This window comes from Ornithinimicrobium tianjinense (assembly GCF_014636495.1).
In the GTDB taxonomy this organism is placed as follows: Bacteria; Actinomycetota; Actinomycetes; order Actinomycetales; family Dermatophilaceae; genus Ornithinicoccus; species Ornithinicoccus tianjinensis.
The window spans coordinates 792996-815893 of record NZ_BMEM01000001.1; the positions used below are offsets into that span (position 1 = coordinate 792996).

Below are 22898 nucleotides of genomic sequence, written 5' to 3' on the forward strand. Positions count from 1 at the left end.
GGGTGGGGGCTGTGGCTGGGCTGGCAGCAACGCCTGTCCGGTGCGGCAGCAACGCCTGTCCGGTCAGGGGCGGCGGCGCTGGCTCGTGTCGGGGTGCAGGGCCAGGAAGAGGGACCACGGCTCGGCGTCGACGTCGCGCGGGCGGTCGTGGAACTCCTGGAGCAGCTCGAACAACCGCCGCCGGAACTCCTCCATCTCCTCGGGCGGCAGGCGCAGGCCCAGCCGGGTCATGCCCCGCTGGGTCTCCGGCAGCGTCGCGACCTCGGCCAGGAAGGCCTCGAGCATGGGCGCGGCGGAGTCCTCGGAGTAGGTGTACCAGGACTTGCCGGTCGTCCGGTAGGGGATCTCCCGAGCCCCGCGCCGTCCCCGGCGGGGCTCCAGCGCCTGCAGATATCCCGTGTCCACGAGGGTGCGGACGTGGTGGAGGATCGTCGCCGGGTTCTTGTCCAGCACCTCGGCGATCTCGCGGTTGGTGAGCGCCTCGTCCAGGCACATCCGCAGGATGCGCAGGCGCAGCGCGGAGGCCAGCGCGCGCTTCTCGGCGTCCGTGGCCTGGCGCCGCTCGAACGGCTCCGAGGCGACCGTCGACGACATACCGCGCAGTCTGTCACACGAGTGATTGACAAATCCCAATCACTCCCGCACGATCATCCGGTGACCACCGCAACGCCCGCCGCAGGAACGCGCAGCCTCTTCCGCCACCACGACTTCCGCCAGCTGTGGATGGGCGACACGGTCTCGGTCTTCGGGGCCCAGTTCGTGATGTTCGCGATGCCGCTCATGGCAGTCCAGCTGCTCCACGCCGACGCCTTCGAGATGGGCGTCCTCGCGATGCTCGAGTCGCTCGCCTTCCTCCTCATCAGCCTCCCCGCAGGGGCCTGGGTCGACCGCTGGCGCAAGAAGCTGGTCATCGTCCTCGGAGACCTCCTCCGCGCTGCCCTGCTCATCACCCTGCCGGTCGCGTGGCTGCTCGACGCGCTGACGATGTGGCAGCTCTACGTCGTCGCCTTCGCGGTCGGCTGCATCACGGTGTTCTTCGACGTGGCCAACCAGTCCTACCTGCCGGAGATCGTCGACGGCGACCAGATCAGCGACGGCAACGGCAAGCTCCAGGCCAGCCAGCAGACCGCTCAGGTCGTCGGCCCCGCGGCGGCGTCGGCGCTCGTCCGGCTTGTCGGCTCGCCGCTGACGATCGCGGTCACCGCCGTCTGCATGGGCCTGTCGTCCCTCTTCGTCAGCCGCATCCGGCACCGCGAGGAGCCGCACGACCCGGCCGCGCGCCGGCCCCTCCTCGAGGAGATCAAGGAGGGTATGTCGTTCGTGCTCGGGCACCCTCTGCTGCGCCGCATCGTGGCCTGCACCGGCCTGTCCAACCTCGCCTCGTCGGCGATCTTCGCGCTGTTCGTCCTCTACGCGATCCGCACCCTCGGCTTCTCCGAGACGACCCTGGGCGTGGTGATGTCGGTGGGTGCGGTCGGCGGGCTGCTCGGGGCCGTGAGCTCGGCCCCCTTCGGCCGGCTCGTCGGCGAGGGGCGGGCGATCCCGCTCGCGGCCACGCTCGGTGGGGCCGCCATGTTCGCGGTGCCGCTGGCCAGCGTGCTGCCCGCCGTCCCGACCCTGCTCGTCGGCCAGTTCGTCATGTCCTGGGCCGTCGTCGTCTACAACATCGCCCAGGTCAGCTTCCGGCAGCGGCTCTGCCCCAAGCCGCTCCTCGGCCGGATGAACGCCTCGATCCGCTTCCTCGTGTGGGGACCGATGCCGGTGGGCGCCTTCCTCGGAGGTCTGCTCGGTCGGGAGCTGGGGGTCGTGCCGACCATGTGGGCCTTCGCGGCGCTCGGGCTGTCGGCCGCCCTGCCCGTCGTGCTGTCACCGCTGCCCGGGATGCGCGACCTGCCGCGTGAGCTCGACGCGCTCGCCGCCAGCGCCGCCGTCGAGGAAGAGCCCACCGAGGACGGGGCGCACGCGCGCGACTGAGGGGCGCCTCGCCATACCCTCGCAGGCATGGATGCCACGCTGCTGACCAACATCGCGCTCGTCTTGCTCTTCGTGCTGGTCGGGGGAGTGTTCGCCGCGACGGAGATGGCGATCGTCTCGCTGCGGCCCAGCCAGGTCGACGACATCGAGCGCGGCGGGGGGAGTGGACCGAGGATCGCGCGCCTCGTGCGCGACCCCAACACCTTCCTCTCCGCGGTCCAGGTCGGAGTGACCGTCGCAGGGTTCTTCTCCTCCGCGTTCGGCGGCGCGACGATCGCGCCCTACGTCGCCCGCTGGCTGCAGGGCCTCGGCGTGGAGGACGGCCTGTCCGACACGCTGGCGCTCGTGCTGATGACGCTGGTCATCGCCTATCTCTCCCTCGTCCTGGGCGAGCTGGTCCCCAAGCGGCTGGCGATGCAGCGGTCCGTCGGCTTCACCAGGGTCCTCGCCCCTCCACTCGGGGGCTTCGCGACCGTGCTCAAGCCGGTCATCTGGCTGCTGTCGGTGTCGACCAACCTCGTGGTGCGGGCTCTCGGGGGCGACCCCGACGCCACCCACGAGGAGATGTCGATCGAGGAGCTGCGCAGGGTCGTCGAGGACAACCGCGACCTGCGCCCCTACAGCCGCGAGATCCTCGCCGACGTCTTCCGCGCCTCCGAGCGCACGCTGGGGGACGTGCTGCGGCCGCGGCCCGACGTCCAGGTCGTGCGAGCGGACCAGACCGTCGAGGAGCTGGAGGAGCTGGTGCGGACCTCCACCCACAGCAGGTTCCCCGTCATCGGGGAGTCGATCGACGACGTGCTCGGCTTCGTGCACGTGCGCGACATGCTGACGATCGACGACGACAAGCGGGCCGGCGTGCGGGTCGGGCAGCTCGTGCGCGAGATCACCGCGCTGCCGGTGACCAAGGCGGTCCTGCCGACCCTCAAGCTCCTGCGCGACACCCAGCAGCACCTGGCGCTGGTCGTCGACGAGCACGGCGGCACCGAGGGCATCGTGACCATCGAGGACCTCGTGGAGGAGGTGGTCGGGGAGATCTACGACGAGTACGACACCGATCCCGACCCCGAGGACTCGCTCGTGCGCGAGGGCGGCACAGCGCGCGTATCGGGCAGCCTGATCGTGGAGGAGCTCGAGGACGCGCTGGGGCTCAACCTGCCCCACGGGGGCTACGAGACGGTCGCCGGGCTCGTGCTCGACCGCCTGGGCCGCGTCGCCCGGGAGGGGGACGAGGTCAGGGTCGCCGGGGTCCTGCTGCGGGTCGTCGAGATGGAGGGTATGCGGATCCGCCAGGTCGAGGTGACGCGCGAGGTCCCTGGGGTCGGGTGAGGCGTGGGCCTCAGACCAGCCAGACCGTGGTGTCCGGGGGGAGCTCGCCGTCGACGAGCCGTCCGCTGCAGAGCAAGACCTCGCTGTGCGCCGGCAGGGCCGCGGGCGCGCTGCCGAGGTTGGTCAGCACCGTCACCGGCGGACCGTCCTCGCGCGCGTTGACGAACGCCAGGACGTCCTCGCCGTGCTCGTCGAGCCAGGTGAGGCCGCCGACCCCGAGGTCGTGCCGACGCCGCAGGCCGAGCATGGTGCGGTAGAGCTCGAGCGTCGAGCCCTCGACACCCACCTGGCGGTCGACCGCCAGCGGGCCGTAGCCGAGGGGCTGGGGCAGCCACGTCCTTCCGTCCTCGCCCGGCCCGAAGCCGTAGCCGGGTGCGTCCGCCTGCCACGGCAGCGGCACGCGGCAGCCGTCGCGCCCGATCTCCTCGCCGCCGGTGCGGTGGAAGGCCGGGTCCTGGCGCACCTCGTCCGGCAGGGCGGTCGCGTCGGGCAGGCCGAGCTCCTCACCGTTGTAGAGGTAGGCCGAGCCGGGCAGCGCGAGCATCAGCGCGGTCGCGGCGCGCGCCCGGGCCAGGCCCAGGTCGGCGTTGGGCTGGCGGCTGGACGGGCCGATCCCGTTGGGCCGTCGGGCGCCGACCGGGAGCCCCAGGCGCGAGGCGTGGCGGACCACGTCGTGGTTGGACAGGACCCACGTGGTGGGGGCGCCGACCGCGTCGGCCGCCACGAGGGAGTCGTCGATGACCTTGCGCAGGTCCTCGACCCGCCAGGCGCACTCCAGGAAGTGGAAGTTGAAGGCCTGGTGCATCTCGTCAGGGCGCACGTAGCGCATCGTCCGCTCCTGGTTGGGCAGCCAGGCCTCGGCGCACAGGATCCGGTCCTGCGCGGGGTCACCCTCGGGGTTGTAGCTCTCGAGCACGCGGCGCCACCCCCGGTAGATCTCGTGCACGCCGTCCTGGTCCCACATCGGACCGAGGTTGGCGTGCTCGGCCTCGCCCTCGCTGCCGGCCATGACGGCCTTCTCGTGCCAGTCCGGCATCTCGGGGTGCTTGACGAGCGCGTGCGCCACGTCCACCCGGAAGCCGTCGACGCCGCGGTCGAGCCAGAAGCGCAGGATCGACTCGAACTCCTCCACGACCTCGGGGTTGCCCCAGTTGAGGTCGGGCTGCTTGCTGTCGAAGAGGTGCAGGTACCACTGGCCCGGGGTCCCGTCGGGGCGGGTCTCGCGGGTCCAGGCGCGGCCACCGAAGACGGAGGCCCAGTTGTTCGGCGGCTCCTCGCCGTGCTCGCCCTGCCCGTCGCGGAAGTGGTAGCGGGCGCGCTCGGCCGATCCCGGCGCGGCGGCCAACGCCGCCTGGAACCACCGGTGCTCGTCGCTGGTGTGGTTGGGCACGAGGTCGACGATCACCCGAACCCCGAGCTCGTGGGCGCGGGCGATCAGCGCGTCCGCGTCGGCCAGCGACCCGAAGAGGGGATCGACGTCGCGGTAGTCCGCCACGTCATACCCGGCGTCCGCCATGGGCGAGACGTAGATCGGACTGAGCCACAGCGCGTCGACCCCGAGGCCCGCGAGGTGCTCCAGGCGGGAGGTGATGCCCGGCAGGTCGCCCACGCCGTCGCCGTTGCTGTCCGCGAAGCTGCGCGGGTACACCTGGTAGATGACGGCGTGGCGCCACCAGGGCGCGTCGTGGGAGAGAGGGCCGTGAGGCGTGGCGGAAGTCACGACCGTCAAGGGTATGCCGTGCGCGCTCAGTCTCCGAACGAGTTGACCATCGCCTGCGCGGCGTGGGCCATGTAGGCGCGCATCTGGTGCTCGTCCATCGCGTCCAGACGGTCGCTGATCGAGTCGATGGCGGCGTTCATGTGCTTCAGCCAGCGGTCACGCATGTCGGGGGTCACCGCGAACGGCACGTGCCTCATGCGCAGCCGCGGATGGCCGCGCGTGTCGGAGTAGGTGGTGGGACCGCCCCAGTACTGCTCGAGGAAGAGACGCAGCCGGTCCTCGGCCGGGCCGAGATCCTCCTCGGGGTACATCGCACGGAGCGGCTCGTCGGCGGCGACGCCCCGGTAGAACTCGTGCACCAGGCGGCGGAAGGTGTCGTGGCCGCCGACGCGATCGAAGAAGGTCTGCTGGGGCACCGCCGAGATCGGGTCCTGGGTGCTCTGGTCAGGCTGGGTCACCGCCCCAGTCTCTCAGTGGGTGGGACTACCAGGCGAGCAGGTCGACCGAGAAGCCCTCTTCCCAGCCCTCCACCTCCAGGACCGCCGTGGCACCCGGCGGCAGGTTCCACACCACCGAGGTGACGTGCCTGCTCGTCCAGCTCGACCACCACCCGTCGTGCGCAGGTGCGGGGTCCGTCCAGGGGCGGCCGTCGACGAGGACGCGCATCCGCCCCCTGCCCTGCGTGGTCACCTCCAGCATCCCGCCGCCGTGCGGGACCTGGAAGCTGAGGCGGTCGTCGGCGTCGCCGACCAGCTCCGCCACTCTCTGAGGACCCCCCTCGGACGGCGTCCCGTAGGGCGACGCGGTGCCCGCGGGCCACGAGCTCGCCGTCAGCGGTGCGGCGTCGAAGTCGAAGTCGTCGTAGGAGACCGGCAGGTAGGCCAGGACGGTCCGTGTCGGGTGCCCGGGCTCGGCCGGGAGCAGAGCCTTGACCACGCCGTCCTCGAGGTCGGGGGGAGGCCGTCCGTCGGACCACGCCACGGCCTCGGACCACCAGGCCTCGGCCACGCTTATCGCGTAAGGACCCATCATTGTCAGGCCTGCGGAGGAGGCGAGGACGGGCATGGAGGCAGGGTCGTCACCCCAGTCATCGATGGGATCGTCCGCCAGCATGACGGGGCGCAGCTTCGCGAGGTCCTGGGCCGCCAGGTCCACGGTCCGCGCCATACCGTCCGCGGGCACCAGCCACCTGCCCGCCAGCCGGTATCCCCCGATCTCGTCCGGCACCAGGTCGGGGTCGATCCACCCGCGGCCGGGTCGCAGTGGCACGCTCGCGGCCTCGGCCGGCACGCGCGAAGCACGGCTCACCCGCACCTGCCAGCGCGCCCTCGGGTCGGACCCCCCGCCGGTCACCGTCGTCACCGCGACCGTCCGACGCTGCCCGACGGCCGGTCGCACCTCCGCAGGCAGCGCGAAGGTGCGGCTCCGGTCACCGGTGGCCACCGTCCAGAAGCCCTGCCTGAGCTCCGGGTCCTGCTCCTTCCAGTTCCCGCTCGCAGGCGGGTCCCAGGGTTTGGGGTCGCCGTCGTCCGTCAGCCGGACGCCGTCCACGAGCACACCCAGCACCAGGCTGGTTCCGGCCCATACGGTGAGGTCCGAGTCGTGGCCCACCTCCACCAGGTCGGTGCGCACGTCGCCGTTCCAGATCCACCAGCGTTCGTCGACCTGGGTGACGGTCACCTCGGACGGCCCTGGCGCGGGGACGGCCCCGGTGCCCTCGACGTGGGTGACGGTGTCGTGCTCGGCGTAGAAGGCCAGTGTCGCCTGACCCTCGGCGGGCAGGTCCCCGGTCCAGGCGGTCGGGGTCAGGGTGGACCCGCTGGCCGGCAGGGGCACGAGCCGGTCGACCGCCGGGAGGCCGTCGTTGCCCGCGCAGCGAAGCGACACCTCGGCGCCCTGCGTGTCGAGGGTGACGCTCGGGAGCGCCACATTGGGGTCCTCAGGCGCGATCAGGTCGCACCACAGCACCGCCCACACGGCGCTCCCGCCGTCCTGGCTGAACGGCACCCGCAAGGGCGCGTAGCGGTCGCCCTGGTCGACCGTCGCGGTTCCCAGCAGCCGCATCCCGTCGACACCTCTCGGCGGTTCACCGTCCGGTCCCAGCACCCACCCCCGCTCAGCCAGCGACGGGCCGTCCGGCGGGGGCGGTTCAGGTCGCGTCTCCCCGCCGCCCAGGGCGACGACCGTGCCGCCCACGACGAGGGCCGCGGTCGTCGCCGCGACCGCTCGCCGTCGGTTGGTCCGCGACTTCCTCCGGTATGCCGTCTCCGTCGGGTCCTGTCCGCCTCCTGCGACGTGCTGGGCGCTGCCGACCTCCGCCGCACTCTCGGGCGGGCCCGCCGGGCTGCTCGGGGGGAGCCGATCGAGGAGCTGGCGCACGAGCTCGGGCTCTGACCGGTCCTCGCTGTCCGCGAGGGCGGCGACGGCCCGGTCCAGGTCGGCGGTCCGCAGCAGGTGGGCCAACCGCGCGGGGCGTATCCCCGCCGCGCGGGCAGCGCGCTCCGTCGGCCACCCTGCGCCGAAGTGCAGGACGACGGCTGCCCGTGCCGTGGCGTCGAGGGAGTCCAGGACGTCGCCGGCGTCCCCGCCCGACGGCGCCCTCAACCTGAGACGGTCACGTCCCGCCCGGCGGCTGCGGCGTCTGTGCTCCCGGACGATACGTGTCAGCAGCTCGTCGAGCGTGGACGGCGACCCCTCGCCTGACGACCGCACGGCCTGCGCCACCAGGTCCTCTGCGCCATCAGCGTGCCCGGCGAGCATGAGCGCGACGCGGTGCAGGGTCGGGGCATGGGCGCGCACGAGCCCCTCACGGTCGAACTCAGGGCCAGGCCTCCCTGCCATCCTCAGATCCTCTCACCCCGCAGGTCGCGGCGGTATCCGCGACGGCGCCATCCGCGACAGCACGGTGAGGGCTCCGAGCACGCCGGAACAGCCTCAGATCTGCGGACCCTGGTAGGGCGCGACGACCGGGCCCCGGATCCCCGCCTCCTCGAACGCGCGCAGGGCGCGCTCGCGGATCTCGCGCGGCACGGCATACTGCTCGCCCGGTCGCGTCTTGGCGAAGAGACGGACCAGCATGGTCCCTCCGGTGACCGACTCCACCCCCGCGACCGTGGGGGTCTCGAGGAGGACGTCGGCCCAGGACTCCTCGGCGTAGACCTCGTCGGCCACCTGCCGGAGCACGGCGATGACGCGCTCGGGGTTCTCGGCCGAGGCGACCGGGATGTCGACCGTCGCCATCGCCCAGCCCTGACTCTTGTTGCCGATGCGCACGATCTCGCCGTTGCGGATGAACCACACGACGCCGCTGGCGTCGCGCAGCCGGGTCACCCGCAGGCTGACCTCCTCCACGGTCCCGATCGCCTCGCCCGTGTCGATGACGTCGCCGACGCCGTACTGGTCCTCGATGATCATGAAGATCCCGGACAGGAAGTCCTTGACGAGGGACTGCGCGCCGAAGCCGAGCGCCACGCCGCCGATGCCGGCCGACGTCAGCAGCGGCGCCAGGGGGACACCGAGCTCGGCCATGATCGTGAGCAGGGCGATGGTGGCGATGACGAACGTGGCCGTGCTGCGCAGCAACGAGCCCATGGTCAGGGCCCGCTGACGGCGCCGCTCGAGGTTGACGCCGGCGGCCCGGTCGATCATCCGCTCGAAGCTGGTGCGCTCGTGGTCGTCGGCCCGGTCGACGGCATGGGCCACGACGGTGCGGATCGAGCGGTGGGCGACCCAGCGGACGGCGAGGGCGCCGACGAGGATGACGACGATCCGCAGAGGCGTCCCCACCAGCCAGTCCGCGGCGCTGTCCCAGCTGGTGAAGGGGTTGGCGAGGCTCGGCATGGCGTCCATTGTCCCGGCTCGCCAGCGCGGGATGCCGGATCCCGGGGACCGGCCTGTCAAAATGGGTCTGGCACCCCCTCCTGCGCGTCCACCCGAAAGGTCGTCCTCGTGACCGCTCTGACCCCCCGTCTGTCCGAGCTCGCCGCCGCCCACGGCGTGGCCACTGAGTTCTGGGACTGGCAGGGACGGCACGTGGACGTCGCCGCCGAGACGGTCCTGGCGGTCCTCGAGGCTCTCGGTGTGCAGGCACAGACCCCGGGGCAGGTGGAGTCGGCGCTCGCCGACGTCGAGGAGCGGGCCTGGCGCCGACCGCTGCCCCCCGTGGTCGTCGTCGTCGAGGGGCAAGCGCCCGAGGTGCTGGTCAACGTGCCGGAGGGCAAGGAGTTCACCGCACGGGTGGTGCTCGAGGACGGGCGGCGTCGCAAGCTCGGCGCGCTGGAGCGGGAGCGCGAGGCACGGGTGATGGGCGGGGTGACGACCGTCCGGGTCGCGCTGGACCTGGGCACCCGTCTGCCGCTGGGCTGGCACACCGTCGAAGTCTCCTGCGACCAGCAGGTGCACACGATGCCCCTCGTCGTCACCCCGGCCGCGATCGCGCTCCCGGAGTCGCTGGCGCCGGAGGGGGCCCAGAGCTGGGGGCTCATGACGCAGCTCTACGCCATGCGGTCGGCCGAGTCGTGGGGGATCGGCGACCTGGCCGACCTCGGCGACGCGGGGGCCTGGGCCGCCGGGCTGGGGGCCGAGTTCGTGCTGGTCAACCCGCTGCACGCGGCCGAGCCGGTGCCGCCGATCGAGCCGTCCCCCTACCTGCCGACGAGCCGACGCTTCGTCTCGCCGCTCTACATCCGGATCGAGGACGTGCCCGAGGTGGCCTACCTCTCGGCGGCGGAGCGCCAGCTCGTGGAGTGGCACGCGGACGACGCCAAGCGCTACCTCGACCTGGAGTTCCTCGAGCGCGACGCGGTCTGGATGGCCAAGGAGGCGGCTCTCCGGATGATCTTCAAGCAGCGGCGCTCGCTGCGCCGCGACCGCAACTTCCACGCCTTCGTCGAGCGGGAGGGTCGCGGCCTCGTCGACTTCGCCACGTGGTGCGCCCTCTCGCAGGTCCACGGCACCTGGTGGCGCCAGTGGCCGGCCGAGCTGCAGGACCCGCGGAGCGCGGCCGTGGAGTCCTTCCGCGAGAAGTGGGCAGAGGAGGTCGAGTTCCACTGCTGGCTGCAGTGGATCCTCGACGAGCAGCTCGCCCGGGTGCAGCGTGACCTCGTCGACACCGGTATGTCGATCGGCGTCATCTCCGACCTCGCCGTCGGTGTGCACCCTGACGGCGCGGACGCCTGGGGCCTGGGCGACGCCCTGGCGCGCGGGGTCACCGTCGGAGCGCCCGCCGACCAGTACAACCAGATGGGCCAGGACTGGAGCCAGCCGCCGTGGCGGCCCGACAAGCTGGCCGAGCTGGCGTACGCGCCATACCGAGACATGGTGCGCGCCGCGCTCCGCCACAGCGGCGGGCTGCGGGTCGACCACGTGATCGGCCTGTTCCGGCTGTGGTGGATCCCGGAGGGGATGAAGCCTTTCCAGGGCACCTACGTGCGCTACGACCACGACGCGATGATCGGCATCCTGCTGCTGGAGGCGCACCGTGCGGGGGCCGTCGTCGTCGGTGAGGACCTCGGCACGGTCGAGCCGTGGGTGCGCGACTACCTCGCCGGCCGCGGCGTGATGGGCACGTCCATCCTGTGGTTCGAGCGCGACTGGGACGGTGACGGTGCTCTGCTCGACCCGGAGAGCTGGCGTGAGCTGTGCCTCGGGACGGTCACGACGCACGACCTGCCGCCGACAGCCGGCTATCTCGAGGGCGTGCACATCGACCTGCGGCACCGGCTCGGCCTGCTCGAGCGCACCCTGGAGGAGGAGCGCGCGGAGGACGAACGCTCCCGCGAGGAGGTGCTGGCCGACCTGCGCCGGCGCGGGCTGCTGCGCCCCGGCGCCGGCGTCCCGGACCAGGTCGAGGCGCTGCACAGCTTCCTCACGCGCACACCGGCCAAGCTCATCGGCGTGAGCGTGAGCGACCTGGCAGGCGACAAGCGCGTGATCAACCAGCCGGGCACCGACGAGGAGTACCCCAACTGGCGCGTGCCGCTCGCCGGTCCCGACGGGAGCCGGGTGCTGCTGGAGGAGCTGTTCACGTGGCGGTCCGCCCGCCGCCTCGCCAGGACGGTCGCCCGGGCCGACTGACCCATCGACCGGACAGGCGTTACTGCCACCGGACCCGCACCCCCACTGACCGGACAGGCGTTACTGCCACCGGACCCGCACCCCACCACCGACCGGACAGGCGTTACTGCCACCGGCTCAGGTGCGCGGCCGGCGTTCACGGCGGGTCCGCGCCTTCTCGAGGTTGACCGGAGTCCGTTCGACCGAAAAGGGGAGCCGACGCAGCTCACCGTCCCACTCGGCATACCCGGAGAGCGGGGGAACGGGCGCGCGGTGGAGCGCCTTCACCCGCGCCGCGACTCCTTCGGGGTCCTCCATGACCTCGCTGGCCATCCAGCGAGCTCCGCGCAGCCCCAGTGCCTCCAGCCGGGTATGGCGTGAGTGCTCCTGGCCGAGGTGCTCGAGGACGGACTCCTCCGGGCTCGTGGTGCCGGCGTCGGCAAAGTACTTGCCCAGGCCGTCGGCCTCCCGGAAGACGCCAAGCTCGGGGTCCAGCCCGTCGACACGGCCGAGGAAGACGCGGTCCTCGTCGAAGATGTTGACCTGGGGGAGGGGGAGCGGGACTCCGTGCTCGTAGAGGGAGACGTCCGAGTAGGACTCGAGCCAGGTCTCGCGGCGGGGGTCGCTCAGCTCGATCGCGACGAGCGCGCGCGGGCGGCCTGACCACCTCTTCTGCGCATCAAGCGCTGTCTCCAGCTCTGCCGTGGACAGCCGGCCGGTGCGCAGCACCTCGTCCACGAGTGCCGTGGCGTGAGGCAGCCGTCGGGTGCGCAGGGTGTCGACGACGGTTCGGAGCTCGGCGGTCACCCGCAGCCCGTCGATCGTGGTGACCGGGATGTCCGAGGAGTCGCTGTGGTGCACGCGCAGGCCCGCTTCGCGCCAGGACCTGGGGGCGCGGTCCACCGACGTGATGTCCACGGGCGTGGCCGGCGAGATCATCACCCCGAAGCCATGGAGCAGGGCGGCGCTCGTGTGGCTGGCGACGTGCCCCGGGAAGCGTCGCAGGTGCTGACGGAGGCGGTCGAGATGGTCCGCCACCACGGTGACCCACCGCTCACCCTCGGGAGAAGGATCACTCTCGCTGGCAACGTACCAACCACGGCGCACGCGACGTGCCAGGCCACGGCGGAGTGCCTCGTCGAGGGCGCGTCGGCTCAGTCCGGCGGCTTCGGCCTGGGAGCGGGAGAAGGGGCGAGGCAGAGCGTGGATGGTCACTCAGCAGACGATCCCCGGTCAGGAGAGGAGGTGCCTCTCCCGACCGGGGACCTGTGGACCGGTGGTCACCTGGGCCGGAGGATGTGGATAACGGGCAGGAGCGCCTGTCCGGTCTGGCAGGAGCGCCTGTCCGGTCTGGCAGGAGCGCCTGTCCGGTCAGCTGCGGGCGTCGACCGCCTGGGCAGCCAGGGCGCGGGCGACGGCGTCGCGGTTCTCGGCCACGGTGCGCCGCAGCGAGTTGGAGACGTCCGGGTGCTCGGCGAGCCAGCGCTCGGTCGCCTCCAGCAGCGCCGGCGAGGCGAGGGCCAGCGGGTAGAAGCCGACGGCGAGCGACTCCGCGATGTGGTGCGTGCGGTCGGCCCACACCCGTTCGATCGCCTCGTGGTAGCGGTCCACGTAGGGCTCGAGCAGCGTGGTGTCGTGCGCCCACCCGAAGCCGAGAGCGGTCGAGGCGAGCACCGCGTTGGACAGCCCGTCCTGCTCCACGGCCGACACCCACGCGGCCTCCTTGGCCTCGGGCGTGGGCCGGACCGCGAGGGCCCGCGCGGCCTTCTCGCGGCCGGTGGCGGTGTTGTCGCGCTCCTGCTCGGCCGCGATCTCGGCCTCTCCTGCGGCTCCGGCGGCCGCCAGGGAGTTGAGCAGGGTCCAGCGCATGTCCTGGTCCACCGTGAGCCCCGGCAGCTCGCCCTCCCCGGACAGCAGCCCGGCGACCTGGGCCATGTCGTCGGCCGAGCTCGCGACCGCCGCCCAGGCGGTGACCAGCTGCAGCTGGGCGTCGCTGCCCGCCTCGGCGCCCTCGGCGGCGGCGCGCAGGCCGGCCGCCAGCTCGGCCACGACCGCGGCCCGTCCGGCGGGGGCCGTGTAGGTGAGCGCGGCGGAGGTGACCTGCTGGATCAGGACCCGCAGCAGGGTGGAGTCGGACTCGCCCGGCAGGGCGGCCAGCACCAGACGCACGTAGTCGGTGGCCGGCATCTCCCCGTCGCGGGTCATGTCCCAGGCCGCGCCCAGGCACTGGGCCCGCGGGAGCGAGTCCTCGAAGGCCCGGATGTGCTCCAGCGCGGTCGCCAGCGAGCGCTCGTCGAGGCGGATCTTGGCGTAGGCGAGGTCGTCGTCGTTGACCAGGAGCAGCGCCGGCATCGGGGTGCCGACCAGCTCGGTCACCTCGGTGCGCTCCCCGTCGACGTCGAGCTCGACGCGGCGGACCCGCCGCAGCACCCCGCCCTCCAGCTCGTAGGCGCCGACCGCCAGGCGGTGCGGGCGCAGCGTCGGGTGCGACTCCGGAGCGGTCTGGACGATCGCCAGGGCGGTGATCATGCCGTCCTCGTCCACCGCGACCTGCGGCGTCAGGGTGTTGACTCCCGCGGTCTCCAGCCAGACCTTCGACCACTGCGACAGGTCGCGGCCCGACGTGGTCTCGAGCTCGGCCAGCAGGTCCTTGAGCTCGGTGTTGCCCCAGGCGTGCTTGCTGAAGTAGGCGCGCAGACCGTCGCGGAACGGCTCACGGCCGACGTAGGCCACTAGCTGCTTGAGCACCGAGGCGCCCTTGGCGTAGGTGATGCCGTCGAAGTTCACCTCGACCGCGGCCAGGTCGACCATGTCGGCCGCGACCGGGTGGGTGGAGGAGAGCTGGTCCTGCTTGTAGGCCCACGCCTTCTCGGCGGTGCCGAACGTGGTCCAGGCGTCCTTCCACTGCGTCGCCTCCGCCTGGCACGCGGTGGAGCTCCACTCCGCGAAGCTCTCGTTGAGCCACAGGTCGTCCCACCACTTCATGGTGACCAGGTCGCCGAACCACATGTGCGCGAGCTCGTGCAGGATCGTCAGCGCGCGCCGCTCGACGATCGCGTCGGTGACCTTGGACCGGAAGACGTAGTTCTCGACGATCGTCACGCAGCCGGCGTTCTCCATCGCGCCCATGTTGTACTCGGGCGTGAAGGGTCGTACTTGGTGAACGGGTAGGGGAAGTCGAACTCCTCCTCGAAGAAGGCGAAGCCCCGCTTGGTCACGTCGATGACGTTCTCCGCGTCCAGGTAGGGGCGCAGGCTCTTGCGGCAGAACACGCCCAGCGGCACCTCGCCCTTGCGGGTGGTCACCGAGTCGCGCACGACGTCGTAGGGCCCGGCGACCAGCGCGGTGATGTAGGACGAGATGCGCGGCGTGGCCGGGAAGCGCCACAGCGCCACCTCGCCGCCGTCGGCGTTGGTGGCCTCGGGGGCCGCCTCCGGCTCGGGGGTCGGCTCGTTGGAGATGACCTGCCAGTGCGCCGGGGCCGTCACCGAGAAGGTGAACGTCGCCTTGAGGTCGGGCTGCTCGAACACGGCATACATCCGCCGGCTGTCCGGGACCTCGAACTGGGTGTAGAGGTAGACCTCACCGTCCGCGGGGTCGACGAAGCGGTGCAGCCCCTCGCCGGTGTTCATGTAGACGCCGGTCGCCTCGACGACGAGCTCGTTGTCGGCGGCCAGGTCGGTGAGCGTGATGCGGCTGTCGGCGAAGACCTCCGCCGCGTCGAGCTCGCGGCCGTTGAGGACCACCGACTCGACCGAGCGGCCGACGAAGTCGATCCACGTCTCGGCGCCGGGCTGGGCACAGGTGAAGCGCACGGTGCTGCGCGTCCCGAACGTCTCCGCCCCCTGCGTCAGGTCGAGCGCGACGTCGTACGACTCCGTCGCGATGAGCTGCGAACGCTGCGTCGCCTCGTTGCGGGTCAGGTTCGTGCCGGGCATGCAGGTGCCTCCTGTGGGCTGTGGGGTGGTGGTGCGGGCCGTGCGGCCCGGACCAGGGTATGTCGTCAGGCCGGGTCGGGCGCACCCGAAGACCGGGTGCCACGATGGTGGGCATGAGCGAGCAGAGCCAGGCCCCGACCCCGACCGCCTCCGACGTGGCCCAGCAGCGCACCCGCGCCGAGATGTTCTTCGACCCGGTGTGCCCGTGGGCCTGGATGACCTCGCGGTGGCTGATGGAGGTCGAGAAGGTCCGCGACATCGACATCACCTGGTCCGTCATGAGCCTGTCGGTGCTCAACGAGCACCGCCACGTCGACCAGGGCTACCGCGAGATGCTCGACCGCTCGTGGGCGCCGGTGCGCACGGTGATCGCCGCCACCCAGGACCTTCCCGAGGACGAAGCCAACGTCCTGCGCAAGAAGATGTACGACGCGCTCGGCCAGCGGATCCACCTCGACCACCGCGGGACCGAGCACCTGGAGCAGGTCATCGCCGAGGTCGTCGAGGAGCTGGGCCTCGACCCGGCGCTCAACGACGTGCAGCACGGCGACTCGGTGGACGCGCAGCTGCGGGCCAGCCACCAGCGGGCGATCGACCTGGTGGGCGACGACGTGGGCACCCCGGTCGTCTCGGTCAACGACGTCGCCTTCTTCGGGCCGGTCGTGACGCCCGCGCCCAGGGGCGAGGCCGCCGGCGCGCTGTGGGACGGGTGCGTGCTCGTCGCCGGCACGCCCGGCTTCTTCGAGATCAAGCGGACCCGGGACAAGGACCCGGACTTCAGCTGACCGGACCGTCCCGGCTTATCCTCGGGGCCATGCGCATCCACATCGGCGGCGACCACGCCGCGTACGAGCTGCAGCGTGACCTGGTGACCTGGCTCGGCGAGCAGGGCCACGAGGTCGTCGACCACGGCCCTCTCGACTACGACGCCCTCGACGACTACCCCGTCTTCGTGCTGAGGGCGGCCGAGGCCGTCGCCGCCGACCCGGACAGCCTGGGCATCGTGCTGGGCGGCTCGGGCAACGGCGAGCAGATGGCGGCCAACAAGGTCGCCGGCATCCGGGCGGCCCTCGCCTACAACCCCGAGCTGGCCACCCTGGCGCGCGAGCACAACGACGCGCGGGTGCTCTCGGTCGGTGCCCGGATGCACTCGGTCGAGGAGGCGCACGCGATCGTCAGCGCCTTCCTCGACACCCCGTTCTCGGGGGAGGAGCGCCACCAGCGCCGCATCGACATGATGAGCGCCTACGAGCAGGACGGCACGCTTCCCCCCCTGCCCTGACGACGGCCCCCGCGAGCCGCGAGCCGCGAGCCAGCAGACATGGATGAGCCCCCCGCACCGGTCGGTGCGAGGGGCTCGTCCATGTCCGCTCAGGCGTTGCCGAAGTCGTCGCCGCTCTCGCCGTCCAGCGAGTCCAGGCCCCCACGCAGGGAGTCGGCGCCCTGGTCGAGCTGCTCGTCGAAGCGACCCCCGGTCTTGTCGCTGACGAAGTCGGTCGCGCCGTCGAGGCCCTGGCCGATCTTGTCGGCGTGCTCGTCCACGAGGCCGTCGAGCTTGTCGCCGTGCTCGGCCCAGGCGTCCTGCGCCGTCTCGTCGAGAGTCGTCTTGTCGAGCATGGCGTCGGCCTGCTCCTGGGCCTTGTCCAGGAATCCGTCCATCTGAGGTGGTCCTCTCAGGTCAGCGCGTCGGCGGGCGCCGACGCGGGTAGCACCACCCCAGCACAGGCGCACGGGGGCTGTCTACCGGAGCGCCAGAAGCTCCCAGGTCACCTCGACGACGGCCACGACCTCGTGGTCGGCCGGCTGCACGGTCGGCCCGGATGCCATCGCGAACCTCGCGTCCGCGGCAGCCATCGGTCCCGGCCCGGACGGCGCGCCGTCGCGGAGCCGCACCACCGGGCCCAGCTCCCGGCCGGCGAGCGCGGCATACTGCTCCGCGCGCCGACGCGCGTCCGCGAAGGCGCGCTCGCGCGCCTGCTCGTGCAGGGGTCCGGGGCTCGCCACCTCCTGCCGCACGCCGTCCACGCCGAGCGCGTCGCCGACGGCGTCGCCCAGTCGGGTGAGGAGCTCGCCCGCCGCCGACGGGTCGCCGGCGCGCACCTGCAGGCTCTGGTATGCCGTGTGCCCCACCTGACGCCCCTGATGGTCGTGGCGGGGGTGGACGCCGAGCCCGTGCGTGCGCGGCGTGCTCCCGGGCAGCGCCTCGTGGGCGGCGCGGGAGGCTGCGGTCAGCGCGGCGAGCGCCTCGCCGACCGTCTGCCCGTGGGCGGACAGCTGCAGGTCGAGCACCAGGGTGTCCGGCGCCGCCGTGGTGGTCCCGGTGCCGGTCACGACGACGGTGTCGGGCTCGCGCGCTTCCATGGCGGGAGCCTAGTGCGCGTCGCCGCGGCCGGACTCGAGCAGCCCCAGCAGGTACTGGCCGTAGCCGGACTTGCGCAGCGGCTCGGCGCGCTCGGCCAGCTCGGCGTCGTCGAGGAAGCCCATCCGCCAGGCGACCTCCTCGGGGCAGCCGATCTTGTGGCCCTGCCTGGCCTCGAGGGTGCGGACGTAGGTGGAGGCGTCGTTGAGGGAGTCGAAGGTGCCGGTGTCGAGCCAGGCGGTGCCGCGGGGGAGCACCTCGACGTGCAGCTCGCCGTCCTGGAGGTAGCGGCGGTTGAGGTCGGTGATCTCCAGCTCGCCGCGGGCCGAGGGGGTCAGCTCGCGGGCGTAGTCGACCGCGCGGTCGTCGTAGAAGTAGAGGCCGGGCACGGCATACGGGCTGCGCGGTGCGGCGGGCTTCTCCTCCAGGGAGACCGCCCGGCCGTCGGCGTCGAACTCGACGACGCCGTAGGCGCTGGGGTCGGCGACGCGGTAGCCGAAGACGGCCGCGCCGCGCAGGTCGCGGAAGCGGCGCAGCTGGGTGCCCAGCCCCGGACCGTAGAAGATGTTGTCGCCCAGGACCAGGCAGGTGGTGTGTCGGGCGATGTGGTCGGCGCCGATGAGGAGGGCCTGCGCGAGGCCGTCGGGGGAGGGCTGCTCGGCGTAGGTGAGGGAGATCCCCAGCTGCGAGCCGTCGCCGAGGAGGCGCTGGAACAGCGGTGCCTCGTGCGGGGTGGTGATGACGAGGACGTCACGGATCCCGGCGAGCATGAGGGTGCTCAGCGGGTAGTAGATCATCGGCTTGTCGTAGACCGGGACCAGCTGCTTGCTGACGGCCAGGGTGATCGGATGAAGTCGGCTCCCGGTGCCCCCGGCCAGCAGGATTCCTCGCATGGCTCACACAATAGGGTGGACCGCATGCGCCGACTTCTCGTGACCGGTGGGGCGGGGTTCATCGGGTCCAACTTCGTGCACCACGTGATGGAGCACACCGACGCCCACGTGACCGTCCTGGACAAGATGACGTATGCCGCGTCGCCGGAGGCCCTGGCGGCCCTGCCGGCCGCGCGGGTGAGGGTGGTCGAGGGGGACATCACGGACGCGGCGCTGGTCGACGAGCTCGTGGCGGGACTGACGGGGGAGGACGACGCGCTGGTCCACTACGCCGCGGAGTCGCACAACGACAACAGCCTGGCCGACCCCTCGCCCTTCATCACGACCAACCTGGTGGGCACGTTCACGCTGCTGGAGGCGGTGCGCCGCCACGGGGTGCGGATGCACCACGTGTCCACGGACGAGGTCTACGGCGACCTGGAGCTGGACGACCCGCAGCGGTTCACCGAGGCGACCCCCTACCGCCCCTCCAGCCCCTACTCGGCGTCCAAGGCGGGCGCGGACCACCTGGTCCGCGCGTGGGTGCGTTCCTTCGGGGTGCGGGCGACGCTGTCGAACTGCTCCAACAACTACGGCCCGTGGCAGCACGTGGAGAAGTTCATCCCGCGCCAGGTCACCAACCTGCTCTCCGGCGGCCGGGTCAAGCTCTACGGCAGCGGGGCGAACGTGCGCGACTGGATCCACGCCGACGACCACTCCAGCGCGGTCCTGACGATCCTGGACGCCGGGCAGGTCGGGCAGACCTACCTGGTCGGCGCGGACGGGGAGCGGTCCAACCTGCAGGTGGTGCGGCTGCTGCTGGAGCTGCTGGGCCGCGACCCGGACGACCTCGACCACGTCACCGACCGGGCCGGTCACGACCTGCGCTACGCGATCGACCCCACGAAGCTGCGGACCGAGCTCGGCTGGGTCCCGCGCTACACCTCCTTCGAGGAGGGGCTGGCCAGCACGGTCGAGTGGTATGCCGCGCACGAGGACTGGTGGGGCCCGAAGAAGGCCGCCGTCGAGGCGGCCTACGCGGCCAAGGGGCAGTGAGCGTGGGCGGGGACGCGCTCAGGGTGCGCGAGACCGGCATACCGGGGCTGCTCGTGGTGGACCTGCCCCTGCACGGCGACGCGCGGGGGTGGTTCAAGGAGAACTGGCAGCGGGCGAAGATGGTCGCGGCCGGGCTGCCGGACTTCGGGCCGGTGCAGCACTCGGTCGCCCACAACGGCCGTGCCGGGGTGACGCGCGGGATCCATGCCGAGCCGTGGGACAAGTTCGTCTCCGTCGTCCACGGGCGCGCGTTCGGGGCGTGGGTGGACCTGCGCGAGGGGCCCACGTTCGGGGCCGTGCACACCGAGGAGCTCGACGAGGCGACCGCGGTCTTCGTCCCGCGCGGGGTCGGCAACTCCTACCAGACGCTGGTGGACGACACCGTCTACTCCTACCTCGTCAACGACCACTGGCGCCCGGACGCCGACTACACCATGCTCAACCTGGCCGACGAGACCGTGGCCGTGCCCTGGCCGCTGCCGCTGGAGACGGCGGAGATCTCCGAGAAGGACCGGGCCCACCCGCGCCTGGCCGAGGTGACCCCCGTGCCGGCACGGCCCACCCTCGTGATCGGCGCCGGCGGCCAGCTCGGGCAGGCGCTGCTCGCCGCCTTCCCCGGCGCGGTCGGTCTCACCCGGGACCAGCTCGACCTGGCCGACCCCGGCGCGGTCGAGGCCTTCGACCTGAGCCCCTACGCCGTGGTGATCAACGCGGCGGCGTACACCGCCGTCGACCTCGCCGAGACCGAGCAGGGCCGCCGCGAGGCGTGGGCGGCCAACGCCACCGGGGTCGCCGCCCTCGCGCGGGCGGCGGCCCGGCACGGCCTCACGCTCGTGCACTACTCCTCCGACTACGTCTTCGACGGCACCAGCCAGGAGCACCACGAGGACGAGCCGCTCAGCCCGCTGGGCGTCTACGGCCAGTCCAAGGCCGCCGGCGACCTCGCGGTCTCCGTCGCACCGCGGCACTACCTGCTGCGCACCTCCTGGGTCGTGGGGCAGGGCAGCAACTTCGTCGCGACCATGCGCTCCCTGGCCGAGCGCGGCGCCAGCCCCTCGGTGGTCCACGACCAGGTCGGGCGGCTCACCTTCGCCGACGACCTCGCCCGCGCCACCGCCCACCTGCTCAGCACCCGTGCCCCCTACGGCACCTACAACGTCACCAACGACGGCGCCCCGGCGTCCTGGGAGGAGGTCGCGCGCCAGGTCTTCACCCGGCTCGGAGCGACCGGCACCGTCCGCGCCGTCTCGAGCGCCGAGTATGCCGCCGGTCGGGACCCGCAGAGCCCGCTCGCGCCCCGTCCGGCCCGCTCGGTGCTGCGCCTCGACCGCCTGCGCGCCACCGGCTTCGCGCCGCGCGACCAGTGGGCGGCGCTCGACGAGCACCTGCGCTGAGCCCGGGCACAGAGGCGCCCCCGGCCCTTGTCGGACCGGGGGCGCGCTGGAGCGGGTGACGGTGTCTGAGTGCACGACATCGTTGACGGGGGTGGCCTGCGGTGGGGCTGGTGATCGTTGACAGGTGAGTCGGGTCATCGTTGACGTTTGAAGGGTGGTGATCGTTGACAGGTGAGTCGGGTCATCGTTGACGTGGGTGGGCCGCTGAGGATCGGCCATGAGCTCTCGCGACAAGAATCTGGTGATCGTCCGCTCGGTCCTTGACCAAGGCCTGAGCGCCGCGCAGGCGGCCGGCCGCTTCGGTGTCTCCCGCCAGTGGGTGCACGTCCTGCTCCGCCGGTACGAGGCCGAGGGTGCTGAGGGCCTGCGGCCACGCAGCCGGGCTCCGCGGTCACGGCCTGGCACGACCAGCGCCGCGGTCAGGGCGCGGATCGTGGCACTGCGTCGTCAGCTCAGTGCTGCCGGCGCCGACGCCGAGCTTGTCAATATGTCTGTGTAAGTGATGTGGGTCACGTGCGGTTACAGGTAGGCGTTGATGCGTTCTGGGTAGACCAAGGACAGCTCGCCCAGGGCTGCTTTCCAGCCCTGGATGACGGAGCCCTCGACGAGCTTGCCGGGGGCCTTGCGGGGCGTGCCCTTGGGCAGGCCGGCTTCCTTGGCGCGTTCTCGGGCGCGTTTGTCCTCGATGTTGCGGATGGCCAGCCACAGCAGCTTGATCGCGGCGGCGTCATTGGGGAAGTGGCCGCGGTTCTTGATGATCTTGCGCAGCTGGTAGTTCAGTGACTCGATCGAGTTGGTGGTGTAGATGACCTTGCGCAGCGCGGGCCCGAACGCCAGGAACGGGGTGAACCGGTCCCAGGCGTTCTCCCACGTCGCGACGGCGGCGGGGTACTTCTTGCCGAGGTTGGAGTCGGCGAACGTGGCCAGCGCCATCATCGCGGCCTCCTCGTTGACCGCGGTGTAGATCGGGCGCAGCAGCGCCGCGACGGCCTTGCGGTCGGAGTAGGAGACGAACCGCATCGAGGCCCGGATCAGGTGCACCACGCAGGTCTGGACCAGCGCGCCGGACCAGGTCGTCTCGATCGCCTCGGGGAAGCCGGTGAGCCCGTCGCAGCAGACGATCAGGACGTCCTTCACGCCGCGGTTGGCCAGCTCGGCGCACACCCCGGCCCAGAACTTCGCGCCCTCGGAGGCCTGGACCCAGATGCCCAGGACGTGCTTGACGCCGTCCATGTCGACCCCGACGGCGATGTGCGCGGCCCGGTTGGCCACGTGCGCGCCGTCGCGGATCTTCACCACCAGCGCGTCGAGGTAGATGACCGGGTAGAACGCCTCCAGCGGCCGGGTCTGCCAGGCGGTGACCTCCTCGGCCACGGCGTCGGTGACCTTGCTGATCGTCTCGTGGGACAGCTCGGTGCCCAGCGTCGCGGCCAGGTGGTGCTGGATATCGCGGATCGTCATCCCGCCGGCGTACAGGCTGATGATCATGTCTTCCAGCCCTCCCAGGCGGCGGGCGCCCTTGGGTACCAGCGCCGAGGCGAAGGTGGAGTTGCGGTCCCGCGGCTGGTCGAGCGGCACGTCGCCGACCTCGGTGCCGACCGTCTTCGGGGTGGTGCCGTTGCGGCTGTTCCCGGAACCGTGCCCGGCCCGGTCGCCCTTCTCGTACCCGAGGTGGTCGCTCAGCTCGGCCTCCATCCCGCGTTCGAGAACGGCCTTGATCATCTCGGGCAGGAAGCCGCCCTCGCCGGTCAGCGACAGGCCCCGCTCGTCGGTCGCGGCCATGAGCTTGTCGAGCATGTCGTCGTCGAACAGCTCCCGACGCAACCGGCGAGCCTCAGGCTCCGACTCGGGAGTCCCTCTTCGCCTTGGTCATGGTCACAGTCAATCTCCCTTAGGTGAAGGACCCCTCCACTTACACAGACCATCTGACACCTCCCCGACGCCGGCCCCGAGACGATCGCCTGGCACCTGGGCCGGGAAGGGTACCGGGCACCCTCGACCTCGACCATCCGACGGGTCCTGCACGCCGAGGGCATGGTCGTGGCCGAGCCGCGCAAACGTCCCAGGTCCTCCTACATCCGCTTCGAGGCCGACCTACCCAACGGGTGCTGGCAGGCCGACATCACCCACTGCTTCCTGGCCGACCCGGGTGGAGGTGCTGGACTTCCTGGATGACCATTCCCGCTACCTGCTGTACGCCCG

At 72.0% G+C, this 22898-nt stretch carries 17 protein-coding genes and 3 pseudogenes; 9 read left to right on the forward strand and 11 right to left on the reverse strand.

Annotation, left to right across the window (positions count from 1 at the left end; translation table 11 throughout):
• Nucleotides 1-63: 63 nt before the first annotated feature.
• Nucleotides 64-594 carry an ArsR/SmtB family transcription factor gene (locus IEV65_RS03770; protein ID WP_188428247.1) on the reverse strand — a complete coding sequence of 177 codons (531 nt, stop codon included), beginning with the start codon at nucleotides 592-594 and terminating at the stop codon, nucleotides 64-66.
• A gap of 60 nt (nucleotides 595-654) precedes the next feature.
• Here IEV65_RS03770 and IEV65_RS03775 point away from each other — a divergent pair, with 60 nt between their 5' ends.
• Nucleotides 655-1974, forward strand: a complete 1320-nt coding sequence (locus tag IEV65_RS03775) for an MFS transporter (protein WP_268235326.1) — start codon at nucleotides 655-657, stop codon at nucleotides 1972-1974.
• Between the two features lie 27 nt (nucleotides 1975-2001).
• Nucleotides 2002-3303 carry a hemolysin family protein gene (locus tag IEV65_RS03780; RefSeq protein WP_188428248.1) on the forward strand — a complete coding sequence of 434 codons (1302 nt, stop codon included), beginning with the start codon at nucleotides 2002-2004 and terminating at the stop codon, nucleotides 3301-3303.
• Nucleotides 3304-3313: 10 nt separating this feature from the next.
• Here IEV65_RS03780 and IEV65_RS03785 read toward each other — a convergent pair whose 3' ends face one another.
• The 4 genes from IEV65_RS03785 to IEV65_RS03800 all read right to left on the reverse strand — a co-directional run bounded on the left by IEV65_RS03785 (nucleotide 3314) and on the right by IEV65_RS03800 (nucleotide 8863).
• Complete coding sequence (locus tag IEV65_RS03785; protein ID WP_188428249.1) at nucleotides 3314-5032, reverse strand: glycoside hydrolase family 13 protein; 1719 nt, start codon at nucleotides 5030-5032, stop codon at nucleotides 3314-3316.
• 17 nt (nucleotides 5033-5049) lie between these two features.
• Nucleotides 5050-5439 (reverse strand): globin, encoded by a 390-nt coding sequence (locus IEV65_RS03790; RefSeq protein WP_188429425.1) that lies wholly within the window; start codon nucleotides 5437-5439, stop codon nucleotides 5050-5052.
• 67 nt (nucleotides 5440-5506) lie between these two features.
• On the reverse strand, nucleotides 5507-7864 hold the full coding sequence (locus tag IEV65_RS03795) for an RNA polymerase sigma factor (RefSeq protein ID WP_188428250.1): 2358 nt from the start codon (nucleotides 7862-7864) through the stop codon (nucleotides 5507-5509).
• 93 nt (nucleotides 7865-7957) lie between these two features.
• Nucleotides 7958-8863, reverse strand: a complete 906-nt coding sequence (locus IEV65_RS03800; protein ID WP_188428251.1) for a mechanosensitive ion channel family protein — start codon at nucleotides 8861-8863, stop codon at nucleotides 7958-7960.
• A 108-nt stretch (nucleotides 8864-8971) separates the two neighbouring features.
• Here IEV65_RS03800 and malQ point away from each other — a divergent pair, with 108 nt between their 5' ends.
• The gene (malQ, locus tag IEV65_RS03805; protein ID WP_188428252.1) at nucleotides 8972-11098 is read left to right on the forward strand and encodes a 4-alpha-glucanotransferase; all 2127 of its coding nucleotides are present in this window, start codon (nucleotides 8972-8974) and stop codon (nucleotides 11096-11098) included.
• A 117-nt stretch (nucleotides 11099-11215) separates the two neighbouring features.
• Here the strand turns inward: malQ and IEV65_RS03810 are convergent, their stop codons facing one another.
• Both IEV65_RS03810 and pepN read right to left on the reverse strand, forming a co-directional pair.
• Entirely contained in the window at nucleotides 11216-12292 is a 1077-nt protein-coding gene (locus IEV65_RS03810) for a type IV toxin-antitoxin system AbiEi family antitoxin domain-containing protein (RefSeq protein ID WP_188428253.1), read from the reverse strand.
• Nucleotides 12293-12448: 156 nt separating this feature from the next.
• Nucleotides 12449-15015: pseudogene (pepN, locus tag IEV65_RS03815) on the reverse strand (aminopeptidase N).
• A gap of 113 nt (nucleotides 15016-15128) precedes the next feature.
• On the opposite strand from pepN, the gene IEV65_RS03820 reads away from it, so the two are divergent.
• Nucleotides 15129-15800 (forward strand): mycothiol-dependent nitroreductase Rv2466c family protein, encoded by a 672-nt coding sequence (locus IEV65_RS03820; RefSeq protein WP_229734857.1) that lies wholly within the window; start codon nucleotides 15129-15131, stop codon nucleotides 15798-15800.
• Nucleotides 15801-15829: 29 nt separating this feature from the next.
• Nucleotides 15830-16297 carry a ribose-5-phosphate isomerase gene (locus IEV65_RS03825; protein WP_188428254.1) on the forward strand — a complete coding sequence of 156 codons (468 nt, stop codon included), beginning with the start codon at nucleotides 15830-15832 and terminating at the stop codon, nucleotides 16295-16297.
• A gap of 89 nt (nucleotides 16298-16386) precedes the next feature.
• Here IEV65_RS03825 and IEV65_RS03830 read toward each other — a convergent pair whose 3' ends face one another.
• From IEV65_RS03830 to rfbA, 3 genes are all read right to left on the reverse strand, one after another.
• Complete coding sequence (locus tag IEV65_RS03830; protein ID WP_229734859.1) at nucleotides 16387-16674, reverse strand: antitoxin; 288 nt, start codon at nucleotides 16672-16674, stop codon at nucleotides 16387-16389.
• An 81-nt stretch (nucleotides 16675-16755) separates the two neighbouring features.
• Nucleotides 16756-17376 carry an SIMPL domain-containing protein gene (locus tag IEV65_RS03835; protein ID WP_188428255.1) on the reverse strand — a complete coding sequence of 207 codons (621 nt, stop codon included), beginning with the start codon at nucleotides 17374-17376 and terminating at the stop codon, nucleotides 16756-16758.
• Between the two features lie 9 nt (nucleotides 17377-17385).
• Complete coding sequence (gene rfbA, locus IEV65_RS03840) at nucleotides 17386-18267, reverse strand: glucose-1-phosphate thymidylyltransferase RfbA (RefSeq protein ID WP_188428256.1); 882 nt, start codon at nucleotides 18265-18267, stop codon at nucleotides 17386-17388.
• Nucleotides 18268-18291: 24 nt separating this feature from the next.
• On the opposite strand from rfbA, the gene rfbB reads away from it, so the two are divergent.
• The 3 genes and pseudogenes from rfbB to IEV65_RS03855 all read left to right on the forward strand — a co-directional run.
• Complete coding sequence (rfbB, locus tag IEV65_RS03845; protein ID WP_188428257.1) at nucleotides 18292-19302, forward strand: dTDP-glucose 4,6-dehydratase; 1011 nt, start codon at nucleotides 18292-18294, stop codon at nucleotides 19300-19302.
• 2 nt (nucleotides 19303-19304) lie between these two features.
• Nucleotides 19305-20696, forward strand: coding sequence for a sugar nucleotide-binding protein (locus tag IEV65_RS03850; RefSeq protein ID WP_188428258.1), 1392 nt, complete (start codon nucleotides 19305-19307; stop codon nucleotides 20694-20696).
• 217 nt (nucleotides 20697-20913) lie between these two features.
• Nucleotides 20914-21171 (forward strand): annotated as a pseudogene (locus tag IEV65_RS03855) (helix-turn-helix domain-containing protein); the annotation flags it as partial.
• Between the two features lie 44 nt (nucleotides 21172-21215).
• Here IEV65_RS03855 and IEV65_RS03860 read toward each other — a convergent pair.
• A complete protein-coding gene (locus IEV65_RS03860; protein ID WP_371870158.1) occupies nucleotides 21216-22493 on the reverse strand; it encodes an IS256 family transposase in 1278 nt (425 codons plus the stop codon).
• Nucleotides 22494-22634: 141 nt separating this feature from the next.
• Between IEV65_RS03860 and IEV65_RS15555 the strand changes: the two are divergent.
• A pseudogene (locus IEV65_RS15555) lies at nucleotides 22635-22898 on the forward strand (IS481 family transposase); the annotation flags it as partial.